Genomic DNA, 13,854 nt, shown 5'->3' with positions numbered 1-13,854 from the left:
CGGATCCAGCTACCCCCGCCGGTCCACGTACTCGTAGATCGCCCCGTCCGGGTGCCGGGCGATCAGGTTGCGGCCCACGGGCGTCGGGACCGGGCCCGCGATGACGTCCGCGCCCAGCGAGGTGAGGACACGATGGGTCTCCTCGACGTCCGTCACGGCGATCGTCGCGGCGACCTTGCGCAACACCTCGAGCTGGGACTCGGGCCCGCTCATCAGCAGGAAGCAGCCGACCGCGGCGACTTCGACACCGCCGCGTTCGAAACGGTGGGCCCGACCGCCGGCCAGGCCTTCGTAGAAGGGGATCGCCTTGTCCAGGTCGTCGACGTAGATGCGCAGTGTGGCTCCCAGAATGTCCATGCGGACGAGCCTAGTTGGGAGAGGCGGGGTCCCACTCGCGGTCCCGCCCATGGAAGTTCCGCCCGCGGGTACCCGCAACGTATGGACCGCATGGATCACTTGGAACACCTGGACAAGCATCTGGTCGACGAACTGGCGCAGGTGGCACGCGAGACCGTGCGCGACGAGCTGCGGGAACAGACGCGGAAGCAGCGCCGCAAGGCGACGCTGTACGCCGCGTCCGGTGCCGCCGCCCTGTACGCGGGTGCCGCCCTCGCGCTCACCGTGGGCCTGGCCCTCGCCATCGGCCTGCCGGACTGGGCCGCCGCGCTGATCACGGCGGCCCTCCTGGGCGTCGTGGCCTACCTGCTGCGCGGTGCGGCCCGGCCGCACGCGTCCCGGCCGGGGGCCGGCCACGAGCACACCGTCGGTGGTGACGCACCGGGTGTGCCGCCGAGCGGACTCGGCATGCCGTACCCGCCGATGCCGCCCGTCGCGCCCGGTGGCGTCGGCGGCGCGACCGGCGCCCCGGGTGCGGGCACGCCCGCTCCTGGCGGCACCGGACCGGCAGCGCCGCGCCAGGACGACATCGACCCCGAGGCCCCGCACGGCCGCGGCTGACCGGCCGCGGCCAGAGCCACGCCCCCCGGACACGCGTCCGGGGGCGTCACGCCGCGGCGGGGCCGGCCGCCTGAGTCAGGCCGGGGCAGGCCGGGTCAGGCGCCCCGTTGGAGCTGCGGCAGCACCTTCGTGCGATAGAAGTCGAAGAAGCCGCGCAGGTCGGGGCCGATCTGGTTGACGTAGACGCGGTCGAAGCCGGCGTCGGCGAACTCCTTCAGCTCCGCGACGTGCTCGTCCACGTCGTCGCCGCACACCCGGCTGTCCCGGACCATGTCCTCGGTGACCAGGGTCTGCGCCTGCTCGAAGTGTTTCGGCGAAGGCAGCACCTGGCCCAGCTCGCCCGGCAGTTGCTCGTTGGCCCACAGCCGGTGCACGGTCCGTACCGCCTCGTCCCGGTCGGTGTCGTAGCAGACCTTGGTGCCCCCGCTGACCAGCTTTCCGCCGCCCCCGCCCTTGCGGTACTGCTCCACCATCGAGGTGTCCGGCATCATCGTGATGTAGCCGTCGCCGACCCGGGACGCCAGTTTGGTCGCCGCCGGGCCGAAACCGGAGATGTCGATCGGGACGGGCTCGTCCGGGACGGTGTACAGGCGGGCGTTCTCCACCGTGTAGTGCGTGCCATGGTGGTTGACCTCCTCGCCGGTGAACAGCCGGCGCATGATCAGGATGGCCTCCTCCAGCATCTCCAGGCGTACGTGCGCGGCCGGCCAGGCGTCACCCAGGATGTGCTCGTTGAGCGCCTCGCCGGTGCCGACGCCGAGCCGGAAACGGCCGTCCGTCATCACCGCGCTGGTCGCGGCGGCCTGCGCCACCACCGCCGGGTGGATACGCACGGTCGGGCAGGTCACCGCCGTCTCGATGGGCAGCGACACCGCGTCCGACAGCGCGCCGATCACCGACCACACGAACGGGCTCTGCCCCTGCTCGTCGTTCCAGGGGTGGTAGTGGTCCGAGATCCACAGCGCCTGGAATCCGGCCTGCTCGGCCATCCGCGCCTGTTCGATGAGTTCCGCCGGACCGTACTGCTCGCACGAGAGGAAATAGCCGTACTCGGGCATGAGGGATTGCCTCCGGGACATGGGGCGGGTGGGTCCCGGCCCGGGTACCCGGGCGCCCGGCCGGAAACCGGCGGTGCGGGGCGTCGCACGGGCCCGGCGCACGTTTGGGTGCCCTGGCCAGGGGGACGCGGAAGGCTCACGAGGTACGCGACAGCCCGGAGGCGAACCGTGAGCCGACCCCGCATCGTGATCGTCGGTGCCGGCTTCGCCGGGTACCGGACGGCCCGCACCCTGTCCCGGCTCACCCGGCACCAGGCCGACATCACCCTGCTCAACCCGACCGACTACTTCCTCTATCTGCCCCTGCTGCCCCAGGTCGCCGCCGGAATCCTGGAACCGCGCCGGGTCAGCGTGTCCCTCTCGGGCACCCTGCCGCGCGTCCGGCTGGTGCTCGGCGAGGCCGACGGGATCGACCTCGACGGGCACACCGTGCACTACTCCGACCCGGAGGGCGGCGAGGGCACCCTGCACTTCGACCGGCTGGTACTCGCCGCGGGCAGCGTCAACAAGCTGCTGCCCATTCCCGGCGTCGCCGAGCACGCCCACGGCTTCCGCGGGCTGCCGGAGGCGCTGTACCTGCGCGATCACGTGACGCGGCAGGTGGAACTGGCCGCCGCCGCCGGCGACCGCGAGGAGTGCGCCGCCCGGTGCACCTTCGTCGTGGTCGGCGCCGGGTACACCGGCACCGAGGTCGCCGCGCACGGCCAGATGTACACCGACGCGCAGGTCCGCAAGCATCCGATGCGCACCGGCATGCGGCCCCGCTGGATGCTGCTGGACGTGGCGCCCCGGGTACTGCCCGAGATGGACGAACGGCTCTCCCGCACCGCCGAGCGGGTACTGCGGCAGCGGGGCGTCGACGTGCGGATGGGGACCTCCGTGAAGGAGGCCACGCACGACGGGGTCCTGCTGACCGACGGTACGAGTGTGGACACGCGCACGCTGGTGTGGTGCGTGGGCGTGCGGCCGGACCCCCTGGTGGAGTCCCTCGGGCTGCCCATGGAACGCGGCCGGCTGCTCGTCGACCCGCACCTCCAGGTGCCGGGGCGGCCCGAGCTGTTCGCGTGCGGTGACGTGGCCGCGGTGCCCGACCTGCACGAGCCGGGCCAGTACACGCCGATGACCGCGCAGCACGCCTGGCGGCACGGCAAGGTCTGCGCCCAGAACGTCGCCGCGTCGCTCGGCATCGGGGAACGGCGGGTCTACCGCCACCGTGACATGGGGTTCGTCGTCGACCTCGGCGGCGCGAAGGCCGCCGCCAACCCGCTCGGCCTGCCGATGTCCGGCCCGGCGGCGGGCGCGGTCACCCGGGGCTACCACCTGGCGGCGATGCCCGGCAACCGGGTCCGGGTCGCCGCGGACTGGCTGCTCGACGCGGTACTGCCCCGTCAGGCCGTCCAGTTGGGCCTCGTACGGTCCTGGTCCGTGCCGCTGGAGTCGGCGTCGCCGGAGGTGGCACGGGTGCCGGGCGGCACGGGGAGCGCCGGGACACGGAAGAAGGAGGGCGCGGCGGCCGGAGACGACCCGGGGCGCCAGGACGCCCCCGAGTCCGCGGACGGCCACCGGTCGAGTCCCGAGCCCACCGACACCAAGCCGACGACGGGCACGCCTGCCGCCGAGGCGACCAAGAGCCAGCCGGGTGGTGAGCCGGCCAGGAATCAGCCGGGTGGTGAGCCGGCCAAGAGCCAGCCGGGTGGTGAGCCGGCCAGGAATCAGCCGGGTGGTGAGCCGGCCAAGAGCCAGCCGGGTGGTGAGCCGGCCAGGAATCAGCCGGGTGGTGAGCCGGCCAAGAGCCAGCCGGGTGGTGAGCCGGCCAGGAATCAGCCGGGTGGTGAGCCGGCCAAGAGCCAGCCGGGTGGTGAGCCGGCCAAGAACCAGCCGGGTGGTGAGCCGGCCAAGAACCAGCCGGGTGGTGAGCCCGCCAAGAACCAGCCGGGTGGTGAGCCGGCCAAGAGCCAGCCCGGCGGTGAGCCCGCCAAGAACCAACCCGGGGCTGAACCGGCCAAGGGTGGCCGCCCGGCCGGGGCCTCCGGCAAGTCGCGTCCCGCCCGTGCGCCCGCGAAGCCGCCGTCCACCGCCGCGCCCGCGAAGCCGCCCTCGGCCAACGCGCCCGCGAAGCCGTCCTCGGCCAAGTCGCCCACCGCGCCACGGCGGCCGGGAGCGGCGCCCGGCAAGCCCCGGCCCGCCGGTTCGGCGCCCGCCCGGTCCGCCGGTGCGCCCGGTGACCCCGGCCCAGAACCCCCGGCGGACCAGCCACCGCCCGGACCCGACATCGCCCCCGGCCCCGTCAAACGTTCCGACGGCCGCGCCGCAGAAGGAGACTCATGAACACCGGTGAACTCGTCGACCTCGGACAGCAGCTGCGCGTCGACAGCGTACGGACGTCCGCCGCCGCGGGCTCCGGACACCCGACGTCCTCGATGTCCGCCGCGGACCTGATGGCCGTACTCCTCGCCAACCACCTCCGCTACGACTTCGAGCGCCCCGCCCACCCCGGCAACGACCGCTTCGTCCTCTCCAAGGGACACGCCTCGCCCCTCCTCTACTCCGCCTACAAGGCGGCCGGCGCCATCGACGACGAGGAGCTGCTGACCTTCCGCAAGCTGGGCAGCCGCCTGGAGGGGCACCCGACCCCGCAGCGGCTGCCGTGGGTCGAGACGGCCACCGGGTCGCTGGGCCAGGGGCTGCCCGTCGGCGTCGGCATCGCGTTGTCCGGCAAGCGGCTGGACCACGCCGACTACCGGGTGTGGGTGCTGTGCGGCGACAGCGAGATGGCCGAGGGGTCGGTGTGGGAGGCCGCCGAACACGCCGGGTACGAGCACCTCGACAACCTCACCGTGATCGTCGACGTCAACCGGCTCGGCCAGCGAGGCCAGACCCGGCACGGTCACGACCTCGACGCGTACGCGCGCCGTTTCCGGGCCTTCGAATGGCACACCATCGAGATCGACGGCCACGACGTCGACGCCATCGACCGCGCCTACGGCGAGGCCCTGTCCACCAAGGGCCAGCCCACCGCGATCATCGCGCGCACCCTCAAGGGCAAGGGCGTCGAGGCCGTGGAGGACCGCGAGGGCCAGCACGGCAAGCCGCTGCCGGAGGCCGAGGAGGCGATCGCTGAACTCGGCGGGCCGCGCGACCTCACCGTCCGGGTACAGGAGCCGCCGTCCGCGCGGGCACTGCACTCGGCCGGCACCGGACAGACCGAGCTGCCCCGCTACGACAAGGGCGACGAGGTCGCCACCCGCAACGCCTTCGGAGAGGCGCTCGCCGCCCTCGGCACCGCCCGCGGCGACGTCGTCGCCCTCGACGGCGAGGTCGGCGACTCCACGCGCGCCGAGTTCTTCGCCAAGGAACACCCCGAGCGCTACTTCGAGTGCTACATCGCCGAGCAGCAGATGGTCGCCACCGCGGTGGGCATGGCGGCACGCGGCTGGGTGCCGTACGCCACCACCTTCGCCGCCTTCCTGACCCGCGCCCACGACTTCGTGCGCATGGCGGCCGTCAGCGGCTCCGGCATCAACCTCGTCGGCTCCCACGCGGGCGTCGCGATCGGCCAGGACGGGCCCAGCCAGATGGGTCTGGAGGACCTCGCGATGATGCGGGCCATCCACGGCTCGACCGTGCTCTACCCGTGCGACGCCAACCAGACCGCCCGCCTCGTCGCCGAGATGGCCGGCCTGGAGGGCATCCGCTACCTGCGCACCTCGCGCGGCGAGAGCAAGGTGATCTACAGCCCCGACGAGGAGTTCCCCGTCGGCGGCAGCAAGGTGCCGCGCTCCTCCGGCCGCGACCGGCTGACCGTCGTCGCGGCCGGCGTCACCCTGCACGAGGCGCTCGCCGCGGCCGACGCCCTCGGCGAGGACGGCATCCCGGTCCGGGTGATCGACCTGTACTCGGTCAAGCCCGTCGACCGGGCCACCCTGCGCGAGGCCGCCGAGGACACCGGCTGCCTGGTGACCGTGGAGGACCACCGCCAGGAGGGCGGCATCGGCGACGCCGTCCTCGACGCGTTCAGCGACGGACGGCCCGTGCCCCGCCTGGTCCGGCTCGCCGTCGGCACGATGCCGGGTTCCGCGACCCCGGCCGAGGAGCTGCACGCCGCGGGGATCGACGCCGAGTCCATCGAGGCCGCCGTACGGATGCTGGTGGAGCAGGCGATCGTCCCGTGAGCGGTGGCGCCGCGCGGACCGTCCGGGCCGGCCGGCACACCGTGGAGGTTCACCGGCCGGACAAGGTGCTGTTCCATGAGGGCGCAGGAGGCGCCCAGGAGTACACCAAGGGTGATCTGGTCGACTACCACCGTGCCGTCGCCCCGTTCATGCTGCCGCACCTGCGGGGCCGCCCGCTGATGCTGGAGCGGCACCCGGACGGCGTCGACGGGCCGCGGTTCATGCAGAAGAACACTCCGGAGCACTACCCGGACTGGATCAGCCGCGTCGAGGTGGGCAAGGAGGGCGGCACCGTCTGCCACACCGTCTGCGACGACTCCGCCACCCTCCTCTACCTCGCCGACCAGGCCGCGCTCACCCTGCACCGCTGGCTGTCCCGGGCCGGGCAGGTGGACCGGCCGGACCGGATGGTCTTCGATCTCGACCCGGCCGGTGACGACTTCGAGGCGGTACGGGAGGCGGCCAGGCTGCTGGGCGGGCTGCTCGACGAGCTGAAGCTGCCCTCGGCCCTCATGACCACCGGGTCGCGGGGACTGCACATCGTCGTGCCGCTGAACGGCCGTCAGGGCTTCGACGACGTACGGGAGTTCGCCCGGGACGTCGCCGAGGCCCTGGCCGCCGCCCATCCCGACCGGCTCACCACCGCCGCCCGCAAGAAGGACCGCGGCGACCGGCTCTACCTCGACATCCAGCGCAACGCCTACGCGCAGACCGCCGTAGCCCCCTTCACCGTCCGCGCCCTGCCCGGCGCGCCCGTGGCCACCCCCATCTCCTGGGACCAGCTGGACGACCCCGCGCTGCACGCCCGCCGCTGGACGATCGCGGACGCCGTCGACCAGGCGCGCACCCAGCCGTGGGCCGGGGTCATGAGCCGCGCCCGGGCCCTGGGGCCTGCTCGGCGGCGGCTGAACGCGCTGCGCGGCTGAGCCGGCCCGGGGCCGGGCGGGGGCGTCGGCGGGTGGCACATGCACGTGCCCGTGGAGGTTTGGCGAACACACTTGCGGCCACACGGGAGGGGAGGTGGCCATGTCGAACACGAACAACACGTCCGAATCACAAGGCTCACAACAGAGTTCACGCGGAACACGAAAACCACAGAAGACCCAAGAGTCGCAGGACTCACAGGAGTCGCGTCGGCCCCGGCCGATGGAGGTGCTGCGCGAGGCGCGCGCCCAGCTCGCGGAGCTCACCGGAATGACCGCGGAGACGGTGTCGTCCTTCGAGCAGACGGAGGAGGGCTGGGCGCTGGAGGTCGAGGTCCTCGAGCTCGAGCGCGTGCCCGACACGATGAGCCTGATGGGGAGCTACCAGGTGGAGCTCGACGCCGAGGGGCAGCTCACGGGCTACCGGCGAGTCAGGCGCTACGAGCGCGGCCGGGCCGACGCCCGCGGGTCCGGAGGCCGCTAGGCGGCCCGTCGCGGACCGACTCGACGCACGCACACCCGCGACAAGACGACAAGACGGCAAGACGACAAGACACGGAGGAACGCCAGGCATGACTGTCGTACCGGCACAACAGTCCGGCGGTGGAGGCGGCAGCAGCGGCCTTTACGACGTACTCGAGCTTGTTCTGGACAGGGGGCTCGTCATCGACGCATTCGTCCGCGTCTCCCTGGTCGGCATCGAGATCCTGAAGATCGACGTACGTATCGTCGTCGCAAGCGTCGACACCTATCTGCGCTTCGCCGAAGCGTGCAACCGGCTCGACCTGGAGGCCGGACCGCGCAAGGACCCGGGCCTGCCCGACCTGGTCGGCAAGGTGACCGAGTCCGGCGCCAAGGGCAAGTCCAAGGGGGCGCTGTCCGGTGCCGCCGAGACCATATCCGACGCCTTCAAGCAGGCCCGCGACGATGACGGCTCCGAGCGCGAGCGCGAGACCGCGTCGCGTCCGCGTGCCCGCAAGGCCGCGCCCTCGCGCCGGAAGGAGGAGCAGGAGTGAGTACGTACGTCTACGGCATCACCGCCGGCTCCCACCCCTCGCTCCCCGAGGGACTGGCCGGCGTCGGTGAACCACCGCGCGAGGTGCGCGTCATCGAGGCGGGTGGCCTGGCGGCCGTCGTCAGCGACGCGCCCGAGGGACTGCGCCCCAAGCGCAGGGAGCTGCTCGCCCACCAGAGCGTGCTCAGCGAGGCGGGCGCGGGCGGCTGTGTGCTGCCCATGCGGTTCGGCAGCGTGGCCCCGGACGACAGCGCGGTCACCGCCGTGCTCGCCGAGCGGGCCGAGCACTACAAGGAGCGCCTCGGGGCGCTGGACGGCCGGGTCGAGTACAACGTCAAGGCCAACCACGTCGAAGAGGCCGTGCTGCACCACGTGATGGCCGAGAACCCGGAGATCCGGGCCCTGGCCGAGTCCAACCGGCAGTCGGGTGGCGGCAGCTACGAGAGCAAGATCCAGCTCGGTGAGATGGTCGCGGCCGCGATCCAGGGCAAGGAGGCCGAGGACGCCGTCGTGCTGGAGCGCGCCCTGGAACCGGTCGCCGACGCCGTGAGTGTGGGCCCCGAGTCCACCGGGTGGCTGGCCAACGTCTCGTTCCTGGTGAAGCAGGACTCTGCCGAGGAGTTCCTCGCCGCCGTGGAACGGGCCCGCGGGGACATGCCGCACCTGGAGGTGCGTGTGAACGGGCCCCTGCCGCCATACAGCTTCGTCGAGCCCGGCCCGGCCGAGCCGGCGGGCACCGCGGCCGGTGGGGCCGACGCCGGAGCGGGGTGACGAGATGGGACTGATCTCGGAGGTTCTGCTGCTGCCGCTCGCCCCGGTGCGCGGCGCCGGCTGGGCCATCAGACAGGTGTTGAGCGAGGCCGAGCGGATCTACTACGACCCGGCCACGATCAGAGCCGAACTGGCCCGTCTGGAGGAGCAGTTGGAGGCCGGTGAGATCTCCGAGGAGGAGTTCGACCGACAGGAGGACGACCTTCTGGACCGGCTGGAGATCGCTACGCGCACGAGCGCGGGATTGGGCAACGGGACGGCACCATGAATCGAGTGGGACTGGGCCTCGCGGTAGGGGCCGGATATCTGCTGGGACGCACCAAGAAACTGAAACTCGCCGTCGCCGTGGGCACCATGGTGGCCGGCAAGAAGATGAACCTGACGCCGAAGGGCATCGCCGAGCTCGTCTCCTCCCAGCTGCAGAACAACCCGCAGTTCAAGGAGATGGGGGACCAGCTGCGCACCGACCTTCGGGGCGTGGGCAAGGCGGCCTCGGGCGCCATGGTCGAGCGGCAGATCGACGCGCTCGCCGACCGGCTGCACGGTCGCACCGCCCAGGTCCGCGACCAGCTCTCCGGCGTGGCGTCCCAGGCGCCCGGCGTCGGCTCCGACTCCTCCGACTCCTCCGAGTCTTCCGAGTCTTCCGAGTCCGCCGAGGACAGGGACGACTCCCGCGACTCCGAGGCCTCGGAGGACTCGGAGGAGCGTGCGGAGTACGACGACGACCGCTACGAGGACGAGCCGGCGGACGGGCAGCCCGACGACGAGCACGAGGAGGAGCCCGAGCGGCGGCGCGAGCCGCGGCGCGAGCGGGCGGCGAAGAAGGCACCGCCCGAGCCGCGCAAGGCGGCCAGGAAGGCGCCCGCGCCCGCGAAGAAGGCGGCGGCCAAGGCACCCGCGAAGAAGGCTGCGGCGAAGCGGGCGCAGCCCGCCAAGAAGGCGGCCGGCAAGAAGACGGCCGGCGCCAGGAGCGCCGCCCGCGGTGCCGGGAGCCGGCAGTCGAAGGGTGGTGGTGAGCGATGACCGACACGCTCGGTTCCGCGGCGTCCACGGCGGGCAAGGCCGCGAAGAAGAACCCGATCGCCGACGTGGCCCAGAGCGAGGCGGCCGACCGCCTCAAGGCGGAGGTGCAGGAGTACCTCGCCGCCCAGGTCACGCGGCTGCTGACCGGCGTCGGCACCAAGCTCGGCGAGACCACCGGCAAGCTGAACGACATCGCCGAGGGCAACAGCCCCGGATTCGGCAAGCTCGCCCTCGACGGCGGACGCAAGCTCGCCGAGGGCAAGGGCCCGATGCGGGCCGCGTTCGAGGTCGGCGCCGGCAAGGTGAAGGACAACGTGGTCGGCGCCTTCAGGAACCTCACCGGCGGCAAGGGCAGGAAGAAGGGCGGCGGCGGCCAGAAGCCGACCGTCATCATCGAGTACGTCGATGTCGGCGTGCCGGTGCGCACGGCCTACGACCAGTGGACCCAGTACCAGGACTTCAGCACCTTCGCCAAGGGCGTCAAGAGCGCGAACCGCGCCGACGACACCTCGTCCGACTGGCAGCTGAAGGTCTTCTGGTCCAACCGCAGCTGGAAGGCGAAGACCACCGAGCAGGTGCCCGACGACCGGATCACCTGGACGTCGGAGGGTGCCAAGGGCACCACGAAGGGTGTCGTCAGCTTCCACAAGCTCGCCGACAGTCTCACCCGCGTGATCCTCGTCATCGAGTACTACCCCAAGGGCCTGTTCGAGAAGACCGGCAACATCTGGCGCGCCCAGGGCCGCCGGGCCCGCCTCGACCTGAAGAACTACGTCCGCCATATCACCCTCAAGGGCGAGGCGGACGACGGCTGGCGCGGCGAGATCCGCGACGGCGAGGTCGTCCGCAGCCACGAGGACGCCCTCGCGGAGGAGCAGGAACAGGAGCAGGAGGACCAGGACCAGGAGCCCGAGGGCGAAGAGGGCGAAGAAGGCGAAGAGGCCGCAGAGGGCTACGAGGACGAGGAGGAGGCGCCGTACGCCGAGGAGGAGGGCGAAGCGGACGCCGAGTACGAGGAAGAGCCCGAGGAAGGGGCCGAGGGCGAGCCCGAGGAGCAGTACGAAGAGGAGCCCGAGGGCGAGTACGAGGAGGACAAAGAAGCCGGCGAGGACGAGTACGCGTCCCGTGACGAGTACGAGGACGCCGACAGCGGGAGTCGTCGATGACCACACCCAGCCGGCTGCCCGATCCCTATGGCCAGGGACAGAGCGCCAATCTCGCCGACATCCTGGAGCGGGTGCTCGACAAGGGAGTCGTCATCGCGGGCGACATCAAGATCAACCTGCTCGACATAGAGCTGCTCACCATCAAGCTGCGGCTCGTCGTCGCGTCCGTCGACAAGGCCAAGGAAATGGGCATCGACTGGTGGGAGAGCGACCCCGCGCTCTCCTCGCGCGCCCGGCGCGACGAACTGACCCGGGAGAACGCCGAGCTGCGCGAACGCCTGCGCGAACTGGATCCGGGCCGCGTACCGAGGGAGGCGCCGTGACCGGACTGCGGTACGTCTACGCCGTCTGCCGCCCGTTCGGCGCGGCACTCCAGTCCCAGCTGACCGGGGTGGCGGGAGACCCGCCCCGGCTGCTGACCCACGGCGACCTGGTCGCGGTGGTCAGCCATGTGCCGGAGGGCGACTTCTCCGAGGAAGCGCTGCGCGGCCACCTGGAGGACCTGGACTGGCTCGCCGGGACCGCCCGCGCCCACCAGCAGGTCATCGACGCGCTCACCGCCGTCACCACCCCGCTGCCGCTCCGGCTGGCCACCGTCTTCCGGGACGACAGCGGCGTACGCGTGATGATGGAGGAGCGCGAGGAGGCCTTCCGGCGCACGCTCGACCGGCTGGACGGGCGCGTGGAATGGGGCGTCAAGGTGTACGTCGAGGCGGAGCCCGAGCGGGCCGCCGAGCCGGCGCAGCCCGCCCCGAAGCCCGCCTCGGGCCGGGACTACCTGCGGCAGCGGCGCCAGCAGACCCGGGCCAACGACGACCTGTGGAGCAGGGCCGAGGAGTTCGCGACCCGACTGCACGAAACGCTGTCCTCCCGGGCCGACGACGCGCGGCTGCACGCGCCGCAGAACCCCGGCCTTTCCGGTGCCGCCGGGCGGAACGTTCTCAACGCCGCCTATTTGGTACGGCGCGACGTGTCCGAGGAATTCGTGGAAATGGTGGACGGGACGAAGGACGACGCCCCCGGAATCCGCGTGGAACTCACCGGGCCGTGGGCGGCCTATTCCTTCGCCGGTGAAGAAGCCGGTGAACGAGGGGACGGCGGAGAAAGCACGGGGGAGGGATCATGACCGTCGTCGAGCGCCGTGAGATCGCCCTGGTGGACCTGCTCGACCGGCTGCTGGCCGGGGGAGTCGTCATCACCGGTGACGTCACGCTGCGCATCGCGGACGTCGACCTGGTCCGCATCGACCTGAACGCGCTGATCAGCTCGGTCAACCACAATGTTCCGTCGCCGTTCGGGGATTGACGTGAGTGAACATCCTGAGCCCCGCAAGCGCCTCGACCTCGACCCCGACACGGTCGAGCGCGATCTGATCAAGCTGGTGCTGACCGTTGTCGAGCTGCTGCGCCAGCTCATGGAGCGCCAGGCACTGCGCCGCGTCGACGAGGGCGACCTGAGCGAGGACCAGGAGGAGCGGATCGGGCTCACCCTGATGCTCCTCGACGACCGCATGACCGAACTGCGCGACCGCTACGGCCTGCGGCCCGAGGACCTGAATCTGGACCTCGGGCCGCTGGGACCGCTACTGCCCCGGGAGTGAACCTTCCGGGGCAGCAGCCTCATCACTCGCAGTGCATGGGTTCACCACCTGTACCAGCGGCTCCTGCCGCCGCCGGCCTTCGTCCCGCGGGCCAGGAATCCCAGCAGCCACAGGACCAGGACTGCCAAGGCAATCCACCAGAGAATCTTCACGGCGAATCCGGCGCCGAAAAGAATGATTGCGAGAAGCAGCACGATCAGAAGTGGAACCATGATGTGGACCTCCTGTCGTACTGGTTTCCCGAATTTCACCGATCAGGCGCCCGTCAGGCTTCCTTTCGGCACAGAATCTCCCCGTGCAGGACGCTGAACCAGCTCTCCGGCCGCTCGCCCCACTCCCGCCAGGCGGCCGAGACGGCCCCCAACCGCTCCGTCGTCGCATGGCCACCCTCGGTGGCGCGCTCGGCGTACGCGGACGCCACGGTGCGGTCCGCCCACAGGCCGCTCCACCACCGGCGCTCCTCGGGTGTGGCGAAGGTCCAGGTGGCCGAGGTCGCCGTGATGTCGGTGAACCCGGCCTCGAGCGCCCAGGCCTTCAGCCGGCGTCCGGCGTCCGGCTCGCCACCGTTGGCGCGGGCCACCCGGTGGTACAGGTCCAGCCAGTCGTCCATGCCCGGGGATGCGGGGTACCAGGTCATGGCGCCGTAGTCCGAGTCGCGGACGGCGATGACCCCGTTCGGCCGCGCCACCCGCCTCATCTCGCGCAGGGCCTGCATCGGGTCGCCCACGTGCTGGAGGACCTGGTGGGCGTGGACGACGCAGAACGTGTCGTCCGGGTAGTCCAGCGCGTGCACGTCCGCGACCGCGAAGTCGGTGTTGGCGAGGCCGCGTTCGGCTGCCGTGGCCCGGGCCCGCTCGACGATCTCCGGCGCCCGGTCCACGCCGGTGACGTGCCCGTCCGGGACCAGTTCCGCCAGGTCCGCGGTGATGGTGCCCGGACCGCAGCCGATGTCCAGGATCCGCATGTGGGGCTTCAGTGAGCCGAGCAGATAGGCGGCGGAGTTGGCGGCGGTGCGCCAGGTGTGCGAGCGGAGCACGGACTCGTGGTGTCCGTGCGTGTATACGGCGGTTTCCTGCGGCTTCGACAAGGTGGGTCCCCTCTCCCGACGATGTGATCACCGTACGCGCACCGGCCGAATGGTGAGACCCACGTTTTATGATGTGGACTGA

18 protein-coding genes are annotated in these 13,854 nt (G+C 71.8%); 14 read left to right on the top strand and 4 right to left on the bottom strand.

Annotated features, from left to right (window positions below; all coding sequences use genetic code 11):
* Positions 1–9 precede the first annotated feature (9 nt).
* Complete coding sequence (locus RI578_RS06255; RefSeq protein ID WP_121750033.1) at positions 10–357, bottom strand: VOC family protein; 348 nt, start codon at positions 355–357, stop codon at positions 10–12.
* An 81-nt stretch (positions 358–438) separates the two neighbouring features.
* Here RI578_RS06255 and RI578_RS06250 point away from each other — a divergent pair, with 81 nt between their 5' ends.
* Positions 439–957, top strand: a complete 519-nt coding sequence (locus RI578_RS06250) for a phage holin family protein (RefSeq protein WP_210962403.1) — start codon at positions 439–441, stop codon at positions 955–957.
* Between the two features lie 95 nt (positions 958–1,052).
* On the opposite strand, the gene RI578_RS06245 is transcribed toward RI578_RS06250, so the two are convergent.
* Positions 1,053–2,015 (bottom strand): LLM class F420-dependent oxidoreductase, encoded by a 963-nt coding sequence (locus RI578_RS06245; RefSeq protein ID WP_310875684.1) that lies wholly within the window; start codon positions 2,013–2,015, stop codon positions 1,053–1,055.
* A 168-nt stretch (positions 2,016–2,183) separates the two neighbouring features.
* Here RI578_RS06245 and RI578_RS06240 point away from each other — a divergent pair, with 168 nt between their 5' ends.
* From RI578_RS06240 to RI578_RS06180, 13 genes are all read left to right on the top strand, one after another.
* Complete coding sequence (locus RI578_RS06240; protein ID WP_310870130.1) at positions 2,184–4,343, top strand: FAD-dependent oxidoreductase; 2,160 nt, start codon at positions 2,184–2,186, stop codon at positions 4,341–4,343.
* The gene (locus tag RI578_RS06235) at positions 4,340–6,187 is read left to right on the top strand and encodes a transketolase (RefSeq protein WP_310870129.1); all 1,848 of its coding nucleotides are present in this window, start codon (positions 4,340–4,342) and stop codon (positions 6,185–6,187) included. The genes RI578_RS06240 and RI578_RS06235 overlap by 4 nt, the downstream gene beginning before the upstream one ends.
* Positions 6,184–7,113 (top strand): non-homologous end-joining DNA ligase, encoded by a 930-nt coding sequence (gene ligD, locus RI578_RS06230; RefSeq protein ID WP_310870128.1) that lies wholly within the window; start codon positions 6,184–6,186, stop codon positions 7,111–7,113. The genes RI578_RS06235 and ligD overlap by 4 nt, the downstream gene beginning before the upstream one ends.
* A 100-nt stretch (positions 7,114–7,213) precedes the next feature.
* Positions 7,214–7,594, top strand: coding sequence for a gas vesicle protein (locus RI578_RS06225; protein ID WP_310870127.1), 381 nt, complete (start codon positions 7,214–7,216; stop codon positions 7,592–7,594).
* Positions 7,595–7,682: 88 nt separating this feature from the next.
* Positions 7,683–8,126, top strand: a complete 444-nt coding sequence (locus RI578_RS06220; RefSeq protein ID WP_310870126.1) for a gas vesicle structural protein GvpA — start codon at positions 7,683–7,685, stop codon at positions 8,124–8,126.
* Complete coding sequence (locus RI578_RS06215; RefSeq protein WP_310870125.1) at positions 8,123–8,896, top strand: GvpL/GvpF family gas vesicle protein; 774 nt, start codon at positions 8,123–8,125, stop codon at positions 8,894–8,896. The genes RI578_RS06220 and RI578_RS06215 overlap by 4 nt, the downstream gene beginning before the upstream one ends.
* Before the next feature lie 4 nt (positions 8,897–8,900).
* Complete coding sequence (locus RI578_RS06210; RefSeq protein ID WP_310870124.1) at positions 8,901–9,164, top strand: gas vesicle protein GvpG; 264 nt, start codon at positions 8,901–8,903, stop codon at positions 9,162–9,164.
* Positions 9,161–9,919 carry a DNA primase gene (locus tag RI578_RS06205; RefSeq protein WP_310870123.1) on the top strand — a complete coding sequence of 253 codons (759 nt, stop codon included), beginning with the start codon at positions 9,161–9,163 and terminating at the stop codon, positions 9,917–9,919. Before RI578_RS06210 ends, RI578_RS06205 begins: the two co-directional genes overlap by 4 nt.
* Positions 9,916–11,085 carry an SRPBCC family protein gene (locus tag RI578_RS06200; protein ID WP_310870122.1) on the top strand — a complete coding sequence of 390 codons (1,170 nt, stop codon included), beginning with the start codon at positions 9,916–9,918 and terminating at the stop codon, positions 11,083–11,085. Before RI578_RS06205 ends, RI578_RS06200 begins: the two co-directional genes overlap by 4 nt.
* A complete protein-coding gene (locus RI578_RS06195; RefSeq protein WP_121750042.1) occupies positions 11,082–11,408 on the top strand; it encodes a gas vesicle protein in 327 nt (108 codons plus the stop codon). Before RI578_RS06200 ends, RI578_RS06195 begins: the two co-directional genes overlap by 4 nt.
* Entirely contained in the window at positions 11,405–12,211 is an 807-nt protein-coding gene (locus tag RI578_RS06190) for a GvpL/GvpF family gas vesicle protein (protein WP_310870121.1), read from the top strand. Before RI578_RS06195 ends, RI578_RS06190 begins: the two co-directional genes overlap by 4 nt.
* Entirely contained in the window at positions 12,208–12,390 is a 183-nt protein-coding gene (locus RI578_RS06185; RefSeq protein WP_121750043.1) for a gas vesicle protein, read from the top strand. The genes RI578_RS06190 and RI578_RS06185 overlap by 4 nt, the downstream gene beginning before the upstream one ends.
* A 1-nt stretch (position 12,391) precedes the next feature.
* Complete coding sequence (locus RI578_RS06180; protein WP_310870120.1) at positions 12,392–12,685, top strand: gas vesicle protein K; 294 nt, start codon at positions 12,392–12,394, stop codon at positions 12,683–12,685.
* Between the two features lie 41 nt (positions 12,686–12,726).
* Here the strand turns inward: RI578_RS06180 and RI578_RS06175 are convergent, their stop codons facing one another.
* Both RI578_RS06175 and RI578_RS06170 read right to left on the bottom strand, forming a co-directional pair.
* Positions 12,727–12,897 (bottom strand): hydrophobic protein, encoded by a 171-nt coding sequence (locus RI578_RS06175; protein ID WP_121750045.1) that lies wholly within the window; start codon positions 12,895–12,897, stop codon positions 12,727–12,729.
* Between the two features lie 53 nt (positions 12,898–12,950).
* Complete coding sequence (locus tag RI578_RS06170) at positions 12,951–13,772, bottom strand: class I SAM-dependent methyltransferase (protein WP_310870119.1); 822 nt, start codon at positions 13,770–13,772, stop codon at positions 12,951–12,953.
* Positions 13,773–13,854 lie beyond the last annotated feature (82 nt).

It is taken from the genome of Streptomyces sp. BB1-1-1, from assembly GCF_031597775.1.
Lineage (GTDB): Bacteria > Actinomycetota > Actinomycetes > Streptomycetales > Streptomycetaceae > Streptomyces > Streptomyces thinghirensis.
This window is presented reverse-complemented; position numbering and strand designations above follow the sequence as displayed.

Bases quoted from the DNA above. Each gene is read 5' to 3' on its own strand.
- RI578_RS06245 (WP_310875684.1), bottom strand. From the start codon at position 2,015: ATGCCCGAGTACGGCTATTTCCTCTCGTGCGAGCAGTACGGTCCGGCG.
- RI578_RS06200 (WP_310870122.1), top strand. From the start codon at position 9,916: ATGACCGACACGCTCGGTTCCGCGGCGTCCACGGCGGGCAAGGCCGCG.
- RI578_RS06195 (WP_121750042.1), top strand. From the start codon at position 11,082: ATGACCACACCCAGCCGGCTGCCCGATCCCTATGGCCAGGGACAGAGC.
- RI578_RS06225 (WP_310870127.1), top strand. From the start codon at position 7,214: ATGTCGAACACGAACAACACGTCCGAATCACAAGGCTCACAACAGAGT.
- RI578_RS06235 (WP_310870129.1), top strand. From the start codon at position 4,340: ATGAACACCGGTGAACTCGTCGACCTCGGACAGCAGCTGCGCGTCGAC.
- RI578_RS06220 (WP_310870126.1), top strand. From the start codon at position 7,683: ATGACTGTCGTACCGGCACAACAGTCCGGCGGTGGAGGCGGCAGCAGC.
- RI578_RS06205 (WP_310870123.1), top strand. From the start codon at position 9,161: ATGAATCGAGTGGGACTGGGCCTCGCGGTAGGGGCCGGATATCTGCTG.
- RI578_RS06175 (WP_121750045.1), bottom strand. From the start codon at position 12,897: ATGGTTCCACTTCTGATCGTGCTGCTTCTCGCAATCATTCTTTTCGGC.
- RI578_RS06255 (WP_121750033.1), bottom strand. From the start codon at position 357: ATGGACATTCTGGGAGCCACACTGCGCATCTACGTCGACGACCTGGAC.
- RI578_RS06250 (WP_210962403.1), top strand. From the start codon at position 439: ATGGACCGCATGGATCACTTGGAACACCTGGACAAGCATCTGGTCGAC.
- RI578_RS06210 (WP_310870124.1), top strand. From the start codon at position 8,901: ATGGGACTGATCTCGGAGGTTCTGCTGCTGCCGCTCGCCCCGGTGCGC.
- RI578_RS06185 (WP_121750043.1), top strand. From the start codon at position 12,208: ATGACCGTCGTCGAGCGCCGTGAGATCGCCCTGGTGGACCTGCTCGAC.